General features: G+C 59.4%; 13 protein-coding genes. 10 read left to right on the forward strand and 3 right to left on the reverse strand.

Features of this window, described 5'->3' with window-relative positions; genetic code table 11:
• Position 1: 1 nt before the first annotated feature.
• From DA915_RS07220 to DA915_RS07250, 7 genes are all read left to right on the forward strand, one after another.
• On the forward strand, positions 2-874 hold the full coding sequence (locus DA915_RS07220) for an LpxI family protein (protein ID WP_192886430.1): 873 nt from the start codon (positions 2-4) through the stop codon (positions 872-874).
• A 4-nt stretch (positions 875-878) separates the two neighbouring features.
• Positions 879-2,063 carry a lipid-A-disaccharide synthase gene (gene lpxB / locus DA915_RS07225; RefSeq protein ID WP_107675506.1) on the forward strand — a complete coding sequence of 395 codons (1,185 nt, stop codon included), beginning with the start codon at positions 879-881 and terminating at the stop codon, positions 2,061-2,063.
• 197 nt (positions 2,064-2,260) lie between these two features.
• Positions 2,261-2,971, forward strand: coding sequence for a GntR family transcriptional regulator (locus DA915_RS07230; RefSeq protein ID WP_003502578.1), 711 nt, complete (start codon positions 2,261-2,263; stop codon positions 2,969-2,971).
• 6 nt (positions 2,972-2,977) lie between these two features.
• A complete protein-coding gene (locus tag DA915_RS07235; RefSeq protein ID WP_003502579.1) occupies positions 2,978-3,763 on the forward strand; it encodes a transporter substrate-binding domain-containing protein in 786 nt (261 codons plus the stop codon).
• An 80-nt stretch (positions 3,764-3,843) separates the two neighbouring features.
• Positions 3,844-4,515: an amino acid ABC transporter permease gene (locus DA915_RS07240; protein WP_020012427.1), complete on the forward strand. Its 672-nt coding sequence runs from the start codon at positions 3,844-3,846 to the stop codon at positions 4,513-4,515.
• Positions 4,512-5,171 carry an amino acid ABC transporter permease gene (locus tag DA915_RS07245; RefSeq protein ID WP_003502581.1) on the forward strand — a complete coding sequence of 220 codons (660 nt, stop codon included), beginning with the start codon at positions 4,512-4,514 and terminating at the stop codon, positions 5,169-5,171. The genes DA915_RS07240 and DA915_RS07245 overlap by 4 nt, the downstream gene beginning before the upstream one ends.
• Entirely contained in the window at positions 5,149-5,883 is a 735-nt protein-coding gene (locus DA915_RS07250; protein ID WP_060726176.1) for an amino acid ABC transporter ATP-binding protein, read from the forward strand. The genes DA915_RS07245 and DA915_RS07250 overlap by 23 nt, the downstream gene beginning before the upstream one ends.
• Positions 5,884-5,959: 76 nt before the next feature.
• Here the strand turns inward: DA915_RS07250 and gltA are convergent, their stop codons facing one another.
• Positions 5,960-7,249 (reverse strand): citrate synthase, encoded by a 1,290-nt coding sequence (gene gltA / locus DA915_RS07255; RefSeq protein WP_003502585.1) that lies wholly within the window; start codon positions 7,247-7,249, stop codon positions 5,960-5,962.
• A gap of 306 nt (positions 7,250-7,555) precedes the next feature.
• Here gltA and DA915_RS07260 point away from each other — a divergent pair, with 306 nt between their 5' ends.
• On the forward strand, positions 7,556-9,988 hold the full coding sequence (locus DA915_RS07260) for a ComEC/Rec2 family competence protein (protein ID WP_107675507.1): 2,433 nt from the start codon (positions 7,556-7,558) through the stop codon (positions 9,986-9,988).
• Between the two features lie 19 nt (positions 9,989-10,007).
• Here the strand turns inward: DA915_RS07260 and DA915_RS07265 are convergent, their stop codons facing one another.
• Positions 10,008-10,685, reverse strand: a complete 678-nt coding sequence (locus DA915_RS07265; RefSeq protein ID WP_107675508.1) for a glutathione S-transferase family protein — start codon at positions 10,683-10,685, stop codon at positions 10,008-10,010.
• Positions 10,686-11,086: 401 nt separating this feature from the next.
• On the reverse strand, positions 11,087-11,809 hold the full coding sequence (gene lexA / locus DA915_RS07270) for a transcriptional repressor LexA (RefSeq protein ID WP_107675509.1): 723 nt from the start codon (positions 11,807-11,809) through the stop codon (positions 11,087-11,089).
• 211 nt (positions 11,810-12,020) lie between these two features.
• Between lexA and DA915_RS07275 the strand changes: the two genes are divergently transcribed.
• Complete coding sequence (locus tag DA915_RS07275; protein WP_107675510.1) at positions 12,021-12,899, forward strand: VOC family protein; 879 nt, start codon at positions 12,021-12,023, stop codon at positions 12,897-12,899.
• Positions 12,899-13,744, forward strand: coding sequence for a 3-deoxy-8-phosphooctulonate synthase (gene kdsA / locus DA915_RS07280; RefSeq protein ID WP_107675511.1), 846 nt, complete (start codon positions 12,899-12,901; stop codon positions 13,742-13,744). The genes DA915_RS07275 and kdsA overlap by 1 nt, the downstream gene beginning before the upstream one ends.
• Positions 13,745-13,850: the final 106 nt, after the last annotated feature.

Below are 13,850 nucleotides of genomic sequence, written 5' to 3' on the forward strand. Positions count from 1 at the left end.
CGTGACAGGCGGCGGGCGTCTCGCCATCGTGGCCGGCAGCGGCCAGCTGCCGCTTTATGTGGCGGCTGCCGCCCGTGAGATGGGCGAGAACCCTTTCATCGTGCGCTTGCGCGACGATTCCCGTTTCGACTGGAGCGGTTTCGACAATGCCGTCATCAGTGTCGGTGATGTCGCCGGGCTGGGCCGTCTGCTGCGTGAAAATCAGGTAGACCGTGTCGTGCTTTCCGGCGGCGTGGCGCGACGGCCGGAATGGCGCGAGATCCGCCCCACGGTCGGCATCCTGCTCAAACTGCCGTCCATTGTCAGGACGCTGCTGTCGAGCGGCGATGACGCCGTTTTGCAGATGGTCATCAAGATCATCGGCACACTTGGCGCAAAAGTCATCGGCGCGCACGAGATCGCGCCCGGCCTGCTGGCTGCGACAGGCCCTTTCGGTGCACAAAAGCCCGCCGAGGAAGATCTGCGTGACATACGCAAGGCGGCTGAGGCGGCACTTGCACTCGGCAAGCTGGATGTGGGGCAGGGAGCAGTCGCCGTGGGTGGCCGTATCGTCGCGCTGGAAGGCGTTGAGGGCACGGATGCCATGCTGGCGCGCGTCGCGGCATTGCGCGCCGAAGGACGTATATCCCTGCGCCGCAAGGGTGTACTCGTAAAGCTGTGCAAGCCGCAGCAGGATGTGCGCGCCGACCTGCCGACAATCGGTGTGGAAACGGTGGAGAATGCACGCAAGGCGGGATTGGCCGGCATCGCCGTCGAAGCCGGACGGGCGCTGGTGCTTGATCGCGAGGCGATGTTGAAGGCGGCCGATGAGGCGGGCATATTCGTCTGCGGCATCGATACGTCACTCGGCGGAGACATGATGGGGGAGAGTTGATCGGATGACGGCGGCATTAAAAGTGGCGGTCATTGCCGGAGAGGTATCCGGTGATCTTCTGGGTGCGGATCTGATCCGGTCGCTCAAGGCCCGATATGCGGGCCCCGTCGAGCTGGTGGGTGTCGGCGGCGATGCGCTGGAAGCACAGGGCCTGGTTTCCCTGTTCGACTATTCCGAACTCTCGATCATGGGCTTCACGCAGGTTTTGAAAAAGCTGCCGAAGCTCATTGCGCGGATCAACCAGACCGCCCAGGCAATCGCCGCTGCAAAGCCCGATATTCTGCTGATCATCGACAGTCCGGATTTCACCCATCGCGTTGCGAAGAAAGTCCGCCGGCAATTACCGCATCTGCCTGTTGTCAATTATGTCTGCCCCAGCGTCTGGGCGTGGAAGGAATATCGCGCCACCGCGATGCTGTCCTATGTCGATCATGTTCTGGCCCTGCTGCCCTTCGAGCCGGAAGCGATGCGCCGTCTCGGCGGTCCCCCGACGACCTTTGTCGGCCATCGGCTCAGCGTCGATGCCGATGTGCTCTCTGTGCGGCAGAAGCGGGCGGAACGCTCTCTGCCGGCAGATGGCCAGCCGAAAACCATCCTCCTCCTGCCGGGCTCGCGCTCCACTGAAACGACGCGGCTGATGGAGCCTTTTCAGGCGGCAGCGAGAGCTTTTGTAGAGCGCAACGGTTCGACGCGGTTTCTTTTGCCCACTGTGCCACGTCAGGAAAAACGCATCCACGAACTGGTGGCATCATGGCCGGAGGATATAAGGCCCGAAATCGGCATCGATTCCGCCTTCAAATGGAACGCGTTTGCTGAAGCCGATGCGGCCATCGCCGCTTCCGGCACGGTCATTCTGGAACTCGCACTCGCGGGTGTGCCGACCATCTCGGTCTACAAGACCGACTGGATTTTCACCATGCTGAGCAAGCGGGTGAAAACCTGGACCGGCGCCCTGCCGAACCTGATCGCCGATTACGCCATCATTCCGGAATATTTCAACGAGGTCGTCAGGGCAGGCTCGATGCTGCGCTGGGCCGAGCGTCTGTCGTCCGATACCACCGAGCGGCGGGCGATGCTCGAAGGTTATGCGCTGGTGCAGCGGCGTTTGCACACGGATGTACCGCCGGGCGAAACCGGCGCGCGCATTCTTCTCGATGTCCTCAAAAACAAGAATAGCTCCTCGGTATAATCGCAGCCATCCTGTCCACAGGCGGCGAAAATATCGGTTTTTCCGACAGGTTAAGCCAACTGCCGCCTTGCCGCCAATGCAGGCAGGCGAGGGGTTGGTTTTAACGCATTTGATCGTTAGGGCGGCAATCCCCAGGCTTTTATAGGGTTCGCGGCCCGCGAATTTACGTCTGGCACACCTCTTGCTTTCAATCTTGTATGCAAGATAGCCATACATCAGAAAGCGCCCAGAGCGCGGTAGAAGACGCCATCATCTCAGGCATTCTTTCCGCGCGCATCCGCCCGGGCACCCGCCTCAGCGAGAACCAGCTCGCCAGCCTTTTCAGCGTGTCGCGCACGCGCATCCGCGAGGCGATGATGCGGCTGGAGACGCGCGGCATCGTCACGGTCAGCCCGCGCCGCGGCTGGTTCGTGGTGGAGCCTTCCGCCGAAGAATCCATCAAGGTCTATGAGGCACGGCGCATCATCGAATATGGACTTTTGCGCAACCTTTCCGCCATCAGCGCGGAAGGCATAACGATCCTTGCCAATCATCTCGATGAAGAAAAGGCGGCGATTGTCAAAGGCGACCGCCAGCGCCTGACCTGCCTGATGGGCGATTTCCACATCCGCATCGCCGAAATCGCCGGAAATGACATCATCGTCGAAACGCTGCGCGACCTGACGGCCAGAACCATCCTCATCTCCATGCTCTATCAGTCCGATTTCCATGCGCAGCAATCGCATGACGGGCACTGCCGCATCTTCGAGGCGATCAAGGCGGCTGATTTTCACGGCGCCGCCGAACTCGCCATCCGCCATCTCGACGAAGTCGAAACCGGTCTCGATCTCACCCGCAGGCCGGACCCGCTCTACGAGCTTCGCAATTCGCTTTCACTGCAGCCTCTTTCCTCAAGCCCCAAGGAGTAATTCCCAATGTTTTCCAGACGTTCATTGCTTGCCATTGCCGCGATTTCCGCAACACTTGGTTTTTCGCCCGCAGCCTTTGCCGACGCGCTCGGCGATATCACTTCCCGAGGCACGATCCGCGTCGCCGTCCCGCAGGATTTTCCGCCGTTCGGCAGCGTTGGCACCGATATGGCGCCGCAGGGTTACGATATCGACGTCGCCAACCTGATCGGCGAGAAGCTCGGGGTGAAGGTCGAGCTGGTGCCGGTCACCAGCGCAAACCGCGTTCCCTATCTGCAGACCAACAAGGTCGATCTCGTCATTTCGAGCCTCGGCAAGAACCCGGACCGTGAAAAGGTCATCGACTTCTCCACCGCCTATGCGCCTTTCTTCAACGGTGTGTTCGCTCCGGACTCGCTTGCTGTCACCAAGGCGGAAGATTTGGCCGGCAAGACCATCGGCGTTACCCGTGGCGCCGTCGAGGATCTGGAACTGACCAAGGTCGCTCCCGCTGATACGACCATCAAGCGCTACGAGGACAATAACGGCACTATCTCTGCCTTCCTCGCCGGTCAGGTGGAAGCCGTCGCCACGGGCAATGTCGTGGCCGCCGCCATTCTCGCGAAGAACCCACCGAAGCGTCCCGAGCTTAAGTTCCTGATCAAAAATTCTCCCTGCTATATCGGCCTGAACAAGGAGCAGCCGGCGCTGCTGGAGAAGGTCAACGCCATCATCGCCACTGCAAAGACCGACGGTTCGCTGAACACCATCGCGCAGAAGTGGCTGAAAACCGATCTTCCGAAGGATCTGTGACCAACCCGGCAAACACATGCGCCGGTCCCGTTTGATCCCGGCCCGGCGCATGGTTTGTCCTCTTCCGAAGGAAACATCGGGTGAAATACACATTCGATTTTGGATGGCTCCTCGAATATTATCCGCAGATCGCCAAGGGTATCGCCGTCACGCTTGAATTGATCGCCGTCGGCGGCGTTCTCGGCATCGCGCTCGGCATATTCTGTGCCTGGGTGCGCGCGCTTGGCCCGAAATGGCTGCGGCCGCCGGTCGCGACCTATGTGGAACTCATTCGCAATACGCCGTTTCTCATACAATTGTTTTTTATCTTTTTCGGCCTGCCGTCGCTTGGCTTGCAACTGTCGGAACTGAGCGCCGCCAATATCGCCATGGTGGTCAATCTCGGGGCCTATAGCTGCGAGATCATCCGCGCCGGCATTCAGGCGACGCCGAAGGGGCAGTTCGAGGCCGGCGCAAGCCTTGCCATGACCCGTTTCGAAACCTTCCGCCATGTGGTGCTGGTTCCCTCCCTGCAACGAATATGGCCGGCGCTCTCCTCGCAGGTGGTAATCGTTATGCTCGGTTCGTCGGTCGTGTCGCAGATCGCCGCCGAGGACCTGACCTTCGCGGCCAATTTCATCCAGTCGCGCACCTTCCGCGCCTTCGAAGCCTACATGGTCTCCACCGTCATCTATCTCGTGCTGGCCATTCTTCTCCGGCAGGTGCTGCTGATGGGCGGCAACCTCATTTTTCCGCGCAGGAGTGTCCGATGATCGAGTTCTCCACCTGGGATATTCTCAGAAACCTGCTGCTCGCCACGCGCTGGACCGTGCTGCTCTCGCTCGTCTCCTTTGCCGGCGGCGGCTTGGTGGCGCTGCTTCTGCTCTTCATGCGCATTTCCCGGAAAAAATCGATGCGGGTTTTCGCGCGCTATTATGTCGAGCTTTTTCAGGGAACGCCGCTGCTGATGCAGCTCTTCATCGCCTTTTTCGGCCTTGGTCTTTTCGGTATCGATGTGCCGGCCTGGCTCGCGGCGGGTCTGACGCTGATCCTGTGGGCAGCAGCCTTCCTGACCGAAATCTGGCGTGGCTGCGTCGAATCTGTCGCCAAGGGGCAATGGGAGGCGTCGGCAAGCCTTGCCATGGGCCGCCTGCAGCAGATGCGTTACGTCATCCTGCCGCAGGCCATGCGGGTCGCCATTCCGCCGACCGTCGGTTTTTTCGTGCAGGTCATCAAGGGAACGGCGGTGACCTCGATCATCGGTTTCGTGGAACTGTCCAAGGCCGGCACGGTCGTCACCAACGCCACCTTCCAGCCCTTCACCGTTTATGGCCTCGTGGCCCTCATCTATTTCGCGCTGTGCTGGCCTCTGTCGAAGAGCAGCCAGATCCTCGAAAGGAAGCTCAATGTCGCTCATCGAAATCACTGAAGTCCGCAAAAGCTATGGCAGCAACGAGGTTCTGAAGGGCATCAACCTCGATGTCGAGCCGGGCGAGGTCATCGCCATCATCGGCAAGAGCGGATCGGGAAAATCGACCCTGCTTCGTTGCATCAACGGGCTGGAGACGATTTCGGCCGGTTCCATATCGGTCGCCGGCGCACAGCTTCTCGAAGACGATCTCCATCTTAAGGCACTTCGATTGAAGGTCGGCATGATTTTCCAGCAGTTCAATCTCTTCCCGCACCAGACCGTCGGCGGCAATGTCATGCTGTCACAGATGGTGGTCAAGAAGACGTCGAAACCGGAGGCGGAAGCCGTTGCCCGCAAGATGCTGGAGCGGGTTGGCCTGGCGCATAAATTCGATGCCTATCCCGATGAGTTGTCAGGTGGCCAGCAACAGCGCGTCGCCATTGCCCGCGCCCTCGCCATGCAGCCGATCGCTTTGCTCTGCGATGAGATCACCTCGGCGCTCGATCCCGAACTGGTTGCGGAAGTGCTTGCCGTGGTGCGGGAACTCGCCGCCGAAGGCATGACGCTCTTGATGGTGACGCATGAAATGAAGTTCGCGCGCGACGTCTGCTCTCGCGTCGTCTTCATGCATGAGGGCAGGGTGCATGAAATTGGCCCGCCGGAAGAGGTGTTCGCCAATCCCGCAACCCCCGAACTCAAGCAGTTCCTGGGCGTTGCGGCGCGCCACTAAGAACCACTCAGACGCCCAACAAAAAAGGCCGGCGGGTGAAAACCTGCCGGCCTTTAATCTCAAATGGTTTCGCGGCTTAGCGCTTGGAAACCGGAACGTAGTCGCGCTTGCCGGCGCCCGTGTAGAGCTGGCGCGGACGGCCGATGCGCTGCTGCGGATCCTCGATCATTTCGTTCCACTGTGCGATCCAGCCGACGGTGCGGGCGAGAGCGAAGAGAACGGTGAACATGGTCGTGGGGAAGCCGAGCGCCTTCAGCGTGATGCCCGAATAGAAGTCGACATTCGGGTAAAGCTTCTTCTCGACGAAATAAGGATCGGAAAGGGCGATCTTTTCCAGTTCGAGCGCGACCTGCATGATCGGATCGTCGGAGTTGCCAGTGGCTTCCAGCACTTCGTACATCGTCTTCTGCATGATCTTGGCGCGCGGGTCGTAGTTCTTGTAGACGCGGTGGCCAAAGCCCATCAGGCGGAACGGATCGTTCTTGTCCTTGGCGCGGGCGATATATTCCGGAATACGGTCAACCGTGCCGATCTCGTTGAGCATGTTGAGTGCTGCTTCGTTGGCGCCGCCATGAGCCGGGCCCCAGAGGCAGGCAATGCCAGCCGCAATACAGGCGAACGGGTTAGCGCCCGACGAACCGGCAAGACGCACCGTGGAGGTGGAGGCGTTCTGCTCGTGATCGGCATGCAGGATGAAGATACGGTCCATGGCGCGGGCCAGAACCGGATCAACCTTGTAGTCCTCGCACGGTACAGCAAAGCACATGTGCAGGAAGTTGGAGGCGTAATCGAGATCGTTCTTCGGGTAAACGAAGGGCTGGCCGATATGGTACTTGTAGGCCATGGCGGCGATCGTCGGCATTTTTGCGATCATACGCAAAGAAGCGACCATGCGCTGGTGCGGATCGGTAATGTCGGTCGAGTCGTGATAGAAGGCCGAGAGAGCGCCGACCGTGCCGCACATGACGGCCATCGGATGCGCGTCGCGACGGTAGCCGGTGAAGAAGCGGCTCATCTGCTCATGCACCATGGTGTGACGCGTGACGCGGGTGTCGAAATCCTTCTTCTGCGCAGCCGTCGGCAGTTCGCCGTAGAGCAGCAGGTAGCAGGTTTCCAGGAAATCGCCCTGTTCGGCAAGCTGCTCGATCGGGAAGCCGCGGTGAAGGAGAACGCCTTCGTCACCATCGATATAGGTGATCTTGGATTCGCAGGAGGCCGTCGACGTGAAGCCCGGGTCGTAGGTGAAGGAGCCCGTGTGCTTGTACAGCGTGGCGATATCGACGACGCTTGGTCCAATCGTGCCTTCCCTGACCGGGAGTTCGACCTGTTTTTCGCCAAGTGTCACTGTAGCGCTTTTTTCCGTCATACTGATCCTCCGAAAACATGCGGGTGGGGGCGCTGAGACACGCCCCGCGGTTAAGCGTCTACCGATTAGCTATATGATCCTTGCGCCGATGCCAAGCTATCCAAAGGTCAAATTGTGCATTGCGGCATACGCAATTGCGTTGCTTTTCGCTTTATCATCATAGCAATTCGATCTCGGTCAACGCAGGGTTAAAGGAAAGCATTGCAATCCCTCGCATCCGCCTGCAAACCTGTTTCAGGTGCGGCAGGGGCGCGGCGCGGATTGCTTGGTCAAGGGGAAAAACAGCATTTCGGATATGCGGAAACGATGCAGGGCGGCTTGCCCGGCACGGCGGAGATTCTGTTCCCGCTCCGCAGAACCGGGGATGTTGCGGCATATGATACGCCCGCCCTTGTCAGCAGGCCAAAACTGCGAGCTGTCGCCTCTCAAAAAATCACCGCATGCTTCGCCGAGGAGCGTGCATTCGGCCACGATTTTCTTTTCGTGCCGGTCTTCATCGGCTGTGGTGCGATCTTCTGGTTTTCCCTCGATACCTCGCCTTCATTCCCTGTTCTGGCAATCGCATGTCTCATTGCCGCGGGTCTGGCATCCTTCACGAAATATCGTTCGGGTCTGGCAGCGACGGCCTGCGGCTTTTTCGCGCTGTTCTTGCTGGGCATGCTTTTCGCCGAGGTAGAAACGCGGCGGGTGGGAACCGTGGTGCTGGATACACCCGTCACCACTACCATTACAGGCACGGTGACGCGCCGGGAGGTCGATGCGCGCGGGGATTGGCGATATGTGGTGCGGCTTGCCGCGACGGAAGCGCCGGCATTGTCACGCCCGCCGGAAAAGGTGTCGCTTCTCTCACGCGGGGCAGGTGAGCCCGCCGCACTGGGCGCGACCATTCGTGGCAAGGCGCGGCTTTCGCCGCCATCCGGACCGGCTTTGCCGGGGCTCAACGATTTCGCCTTCGCCTCCTATTTCAGGGGCATAGGCGCGACGGGCTTCTTTTATAAGCCGCCACAGACGGTCATATCACCCGAAGATGACATCAGGGCCGGAACGGACTGGCTGGAATGGGCCGATATGCGGCTTTACGGCCTGCGCACCGCCATTGCGGAACGCATCCGCAACACCATCGGCGGTGATGCCGGCGCTTTTGCCGCCTCCATCGTCACCGATGAGAGACAGGCCATATCCGCCGGGACGATGGAAGCGCTGCGGCTTTCCGGCCTTGCCCATATCGTCGCCATATCCGGGCTCAACATGGCGCTGGCGTCAGGCATATTCTTTGTGGGGTTGAGGCTTGCCTTCAGCCTTTTTCCGGCCTTTGCGCAGCGCTGGCCCGTCAAGAAAATCTCGGCTTTCGCCGCACTCCTGATGACGCTTGCCTATTATCTGATTTCCGGTTTCGCCGTCTCCGCCGAACGCGCCTGGCTGATGATGTCGGTGATGCTGATCGCTGTTCTCTTCGATCAACCCTCGCTCAGTCTCAGGAATGTTGCGCTTTCCGCTCTGGTCATTCTTGCCTTGTCGCCCTCGGAAATCATGGGTCCGAGCTTCCAGATGTCCTTTGCCGCAACCATCGCGCTCGTCGCCTCCTATGCCGCCTGGAGCCGCTGGCGTGTTGATCGCGAGCGTCTGTTCATCGGGCGCAAACCGGCATGGATGACGGTGGCGCAAACGGCGGGCGCCATCATCGGCGGCGTCATCACGACCTCGTTGATCGGCGGTCTTTCGACTGCGATCTATTCCGCCGAGCATTTTCAGCGTGTCACCACCTATGGACTTTTTGCCAATCTGGCCGCCATGCCGCTCATGTCGCTGATCGTCATGCCTTTCGGCCTTGTCGCCATGCTGCTGATGCCTTTCGGGCTCGATGCTCCGTTCCTCAAGGTCATGGGTTACGGTATGGCTCTTGTGATCGACGTTGCGCAGGAAGTGGCCTCCTGGGGAGGAAGCGCTGCGACGGGGCGGCCACATGGCTGGTTCCTGGGGCTTGCCTCCGTTGGTTTTCTGCTGCTGGCATTGTTACGCAGCCGGCTGGCGCTTCTTGGTTTGCCGTTTCTGGTCCTCGCCTTTGGCCTGTCGGCGGCCACGGCCTATCGCAATCCGCCTCATCTGCTTGTTCATGAGGATGGCATGCTGGTGGCGCTGCTGGAGGATGGCAAAGCCTACACGACGAAAACACGGCCGCAGGGTTTCGTTTATGACCAGTGGCAAAGGGCACTGCTGCTGCCGAAACAGCCAGTTCCGCCGGTCTTTCTCAAGAGGGAGGCTGCGGCAACCACCGTGGTTTTGACCAAGGCGAAGCTTGATCCGGAAAAGATGAGGGCGGTTGCACGGCAGATGACGGTGGCCCTGAGAGACGCGGAGCCCGGTATTTTCACCTGCAGCAAGGGCATATGGTGTGCCGCACGCGCGAGAAGCGGCGAATGGATCATCGTTCTGGAAGATGGTCGATTTGCCGGAAAGGCTTGTGATATCGCCGATATTGTCGTCGTTTCCCGCAGAACATCCTTCTCCCAATGCCGCTCGGGCGCACTCTTGCTTAACCGCGATATCCTGCGGCGGATCGGTTCGCTGGAAATAGATTTTGCCGGCAGCGATCAGGTCGCGGTAGTCGGCAGGTTGCGCGCCGCGATAGCCGGCATGGACAGGCCCTGGAGCGAACATCGCTATTACGACTGGAAAAGCGGCCGTTTTGACCATGAGGTCCCTGATGCCGTCACGCGGTTGCTGGCGGCACCACAATGAGGGCCGCCAGCCTGGATCGTCAGGCCTTGATGCGCAGATCCGTCGTCAATTCGCCGATCCCGCCGATTTCCTCTTCATGCGCCGCGTCGCGCCAGGTTTCCTTCAGTCCGGCCTCGTACCATTCGCGCATGGCGGGCAGGGCGAGCAGCCGGTCACAATAGGCTTTCGCTGCGGGCGAAAGTTCCGCGCCATAGGTCTGGAAACGGAAAGCCACCGGGCAGAAGAAGGCATCGACCGCCGTAAATTTCTGACCGGCAAGAAAGGGCCCGCCAAATTTTGCCAGGCCTTCGCTCCACAGCGCATCAACGCGCTTTATGTCGGCCGCTAGCCCGGTATTGTCACCCTTCGGTTTCACGCGAATGCCGACCGACATGGGGTAGAGATTGCGCAGCGAGAAAAAGCCCGCATGCATTTCGCTCGCAGCCGAACGCGACCATGCTCTTGCCTGCTTGTCGCTCGCCCAGACGCCCTGGTGTCGCTCCGCCAGATATTCGGCGATCGACAACGATTCCCAAACCGTCACGCCTTCATCAACGAGGCAAGGCACCTTGCCGGTTGGCGAAAAGGTGGAGAAGGAAACGCCTTCGCCGAAGGGAACGAGTTTTTCATCGAAAGCAATGCCGAGCGTGCGCATCAATACCCATGGCCGCAGTGACCATGAGGAATAGTTCTTGTTGGCGATATAAAGATCGTACATGGCGTGTTCCCCGATATGATGCGCATTTCTATACTGGCGGATGGGCCCAGGAATATTGCAAATAATCCATGGCTCCCATAAGCCGTATTGATGAGTGGGGCAGGAAGAAAAGAAGCACCTGTACGTCACCATTCGGAGATAACGACGAAACACACCGCGACGAGACTGATGACCTGCATCCTTTCTCAACGAAATTAAGGATGCTCATTTTCAATCATCTGTTTCTTACCGCTGCCTGCTGGCCTTCGCGATAAAAAGATGTGCGGACCTGCCAGACGATGTCGCTTCTCACTTATGCAGAACCGCATCATTCCAAGGAGCAAGCTGCAATGCTCCATAAGGGGAGCGCCATCCTCTTGATGGTGCCCGCAGCAAAAGGAATTGCGGCCCCATGCCTTGAATCAATGGTAACGGCGGATCAGTCCGACCAGCTTGCCCTGGATTTTCACCCGGTCCGGTCCAAAAATACGCGTTTCATAGGCTGGGTTTGCCGCCTCGAGCGCAATGGAGGCGCCCTTGCGACGGAAACGCTTCAGGGTGGCTTCCTCATCATCCACCAGCGCTACGACGATATCACCCGGATTTGCCGTATTGCCATTGCGGATGATGACGGTATCGCCATCAAAAATGCCGGCCTCGATCATCGAGTCGCCCTTGACCTCAAGAGCGTAATGTTCGCCCGAACCGAGCATATCAACAGGCACGGCCACATCGTGGGTATTGTTCTGGATGGCGGAAATCGGCACACCGGCGGCAATGCGGCCCATGACCGGCACGGTAACGGCCCCGACGAGATCGTTGGCCGGCGTCTTGGGGGCAGGGGCCGCTTCCGGCGCCTTGGGCTTGCCAAGGCTGCCTTCGATGACGCTCGGCGAAAAGCCGCGCTGCGGCCTTGCACCCGGCGTATAGGCCTCAGGCAGCTTGATGACTTCCAGCGCTCGCGCTCTATTTGGTAGCCGGCGAATAAACCCGCGCTCTTCGAGGGCGGTGATCAGGCGGTGGATGCCAGATTTCGAGGCAAGATCGAGTGCGTCCTTCATTTCATCGAAGGATGGCGGCACGCCGGACTCTTTCATTCGTTCATGAATGAAGAGAAGCAATTCCTGCTGTTTGCGCGTGAGCATGAGGAAAACACCCTTTAGAATCGTAGTGGAAGTCGCGAAACAAATACAGAACGAACACTATATGTTCCATATGTGTTCCGCAATCCCCTAAAATTTCGTGAAGCTGCTATCTGTTGTTTTGATGATTTGCTTCTTGGCCTACGATTGTGCTTTTCTGCGGCCCAAATCGTCCAGGCATGTCCGGGCGGAGCGCCAGCGCAGGAAACAGGTCATGATGAAATCCCATAGCGTCGATCATCTCGTTCTGCCGGTGCAGGAAATCGGCGTTGCCGCGAAACGTCTCGCCAGCCTTGGATTTACGGTCTCACCGGAGGCTTTGCATCCTTTCGGCACCCGAAATGCCTGTGTTTTTTTCACTGACGGGACCTATCTGGAGCCGCTCGTAATTGCTGATCCGGCTAAATATAATGCCTCGGCAGACAGGGGAGATGTGTTCACGGGCAGGGACAGGGCCTTCCGGCAGCGTGACGGGCAGGAGGGTTTTTCGGCTCTTGTCGCTAAAACCGATGATGCCCTTGCCGACCATGACAGGTTTCTGGCCTCCGGCGTGTCAGCGGGCGACGTATTTCAGTTTTCGCGCCATGTGCGGATGCCGGATGGATCGGAAAGCGAGGCGGCGTTCCGGCTGGCTTTTGCGGCAAGCGGGGCGGCGGATTTCTTTCTGTTTAGTTGTCAGCGGCTGCAGGCCCTGCCGGGCGATCGAACAGTGCTGGAGCGCCATGCCAACGGTGTCTCCGGCCTCAGCGAAATCGTTTTGTTCTCCGGTGATGATCCGAACGCGGCGCGCTTGATCGAAACGGTTTTTGGTTGTGAGGGCAGAATATCTCCGGATGGTGATATGGTTTTCGCGACCGGCAATGCGCACATCAGATTGACCGGAAAACCTGATTTCAGCGGACAGGCCCCGAATACTCCTGATTGGAGCGGCGGCGGATTGCGCGGTGCGGGCATCGTCTTTTCGTCACACGATCTTGCCGTGACAGAGGCGGCGCTTGCTGCTAATGGCGTGTCCTGCGCAAAAGCGGGCGGCCGCCTGGTGGTGCCTGCGGCACCCGGTCAGGGCGTTGCCTTCGCCTTCGAGGAAAAATGATGAGCGTTACGAACAATCTCAAAGTCATCGCCGGCGACGGCGCCAGCAAGGTTTCCTTCTCCAATACCGAGCGTTTTTCGCTGATTGCCGGCCCGTGCCAGATGGAAAGCCGCGAACACGCCTTCATGATTGCAGGTGTCCTGAAAGAGCTTTGCGACAGCCTCGGGATCGGACTTGTCTACAAGTCCTCCTTCGACAAGGCGAACCGCACCTCGCTTTCCGGCAAGCGCGGCATCGGCCTTGACAGTGCGATGCAGGTTTTCGCTGATCTCAAGAAGGAATTCGGCTTTCCTGTTCTGACCGACATTCACACCGAGGAGCAATGCGCCATCGTTTCCGAGGTGGTGGATGTGCTGCAGATTCCGGCTTTCCTCAGCCGCCAGACCGATCTTCTCGTCGCCGCCGCCAAAACCGGCCGCGTCATCAACGTCAAGAAGGGTCAGTTCCTGGCGCCCTGGGACATGAAGAACGTGCTTGCCAAGCTCAATGAGAGCGGCAATCCAAACGTGCTCCTGTGCGAGCGCGGCGCGTCCTTCGGTTACAATACGCTGGTCTCCGACATGCGCTCCCTGCCGATCATGGCTTCGCTCGGCGCTCCTGTTGTCTTCGATGCCACCCATTCGGTGCAGCAGCCGGGCGGGCAGGGTGGCTCCACGGGCGGCCAGCGCGAATTCGTCGAGACTTTGGCACGCGCGGCGGTCGCCGTCGGCGTGGCCGGCCTCTTCATCGAGACCCATGAGGACCCTGATAATGCGCCGTCTGACGGCCCCAACATGGTGCACCTGAAGGACATGCCGAAACTACTCGAAAAGCTTCTGGCTTTCGACGCCATCACCAAAGCCTGAGGGCTGGCCGTTGCGGCGGGCACCGTTTGTGCCAATCGATTTTAAATGGCGGGCGGGCCGTTTCCGCCGCTCGCCGTCATTGTAATTTCTTCGCCATCGTCTAAGA

Source organism: Agrobacterium sp. LAD9, assembly GCF_003031125.1.
Lineage (GTDB): Bacteria > Pseudomonadota > Alphaproteobacteria > Rhizobiales > Rhizobiaceae > Agrobacterium > Agrobacterium radiobacter.

What these genes read in the sequence shown, in the direction of transcription:
- lpxB (WP_107675506.1), top strand. Translation starts at nt 879, where the DNA reads ATGACGGCGGCATTAAAAGTGGCGGTCATTGCCGGAGAGGTATCCGGT.
- DA915_RS07230 (WP_003502578.1), top strand. Translation starts at nt 2,261, where the DNA reads ATGCAAGATAGCCATACATCAGAAAGCGCCCAGAGCGCGGTAGAAGAC.
- DA915_RS07235 (WP_003502579.1), top strand. Translation starts at nt 2,978, where the DNA reads ATGTTTTCCAGACGTTCATTGCTTGCCATTGCCGCGATTTCCGCAACA.
- DA915_RS07245 (WP_003502581.1), top strand. Translation starts at nt 4,512, where the DNA reads ATGATCGAGTTCTCCACCTGGGATATTCTCAGAAACCTGCTGCTCGCC.
- DA915_RS07250 (WP_060726176.1), top strand. Translation starts at nt 5,149, where the DNA reads ATGTCGCTCATCGAAATCACTGAAGTCCGCAAAAGCTATGGCAGCAAC.
- gltA (WP_003502585.1), bottom strand. Translation starts at nt 7,249, where the DNA reads ATGACGGAAAAAAGCGCTACAGTGACACTTGGCGAAAAACAGGTCGAA.
- DA915_RS07260 (WP_107675507.1), top strand. Translation starts at nt 7,556, where the DNA reads ATGCAGGGCGGCTTGCCCGGCACGGCGGAGATTCTGTTCCCGCTCCGC.
- DA915_RS07265 (WP_107675508.1), bottom strand. Translation starts at nt 10,685, where the DNA reads ATGTACGATCTTTATATCGCCAACAAGAACTATTCCTCATGGTCACTG.
- lexA (WP_107675509.1), bottom strand. Translation starts at nt 11,809, where the DNA reads ATGCTCACGCGCAAACAGCAGGAATTGCTTCTCTTCATTCATGAACGA.
- DA915_RS07275 (WP_107675510.1), top strand. Translation starts at nt 12,021, where the DNA reads ATGATGAAATCCCATAGCGTCGATCATCTCGTTCTGCCGGTGCAGGAA.
- kdsA (WP_107675511.1), top strand. Translation starts at nt 12,899, where the DNA reads ATGAGCGTTACGAACAATCTCAAAGTCATCGCCGGCGACGGCGCCAGC.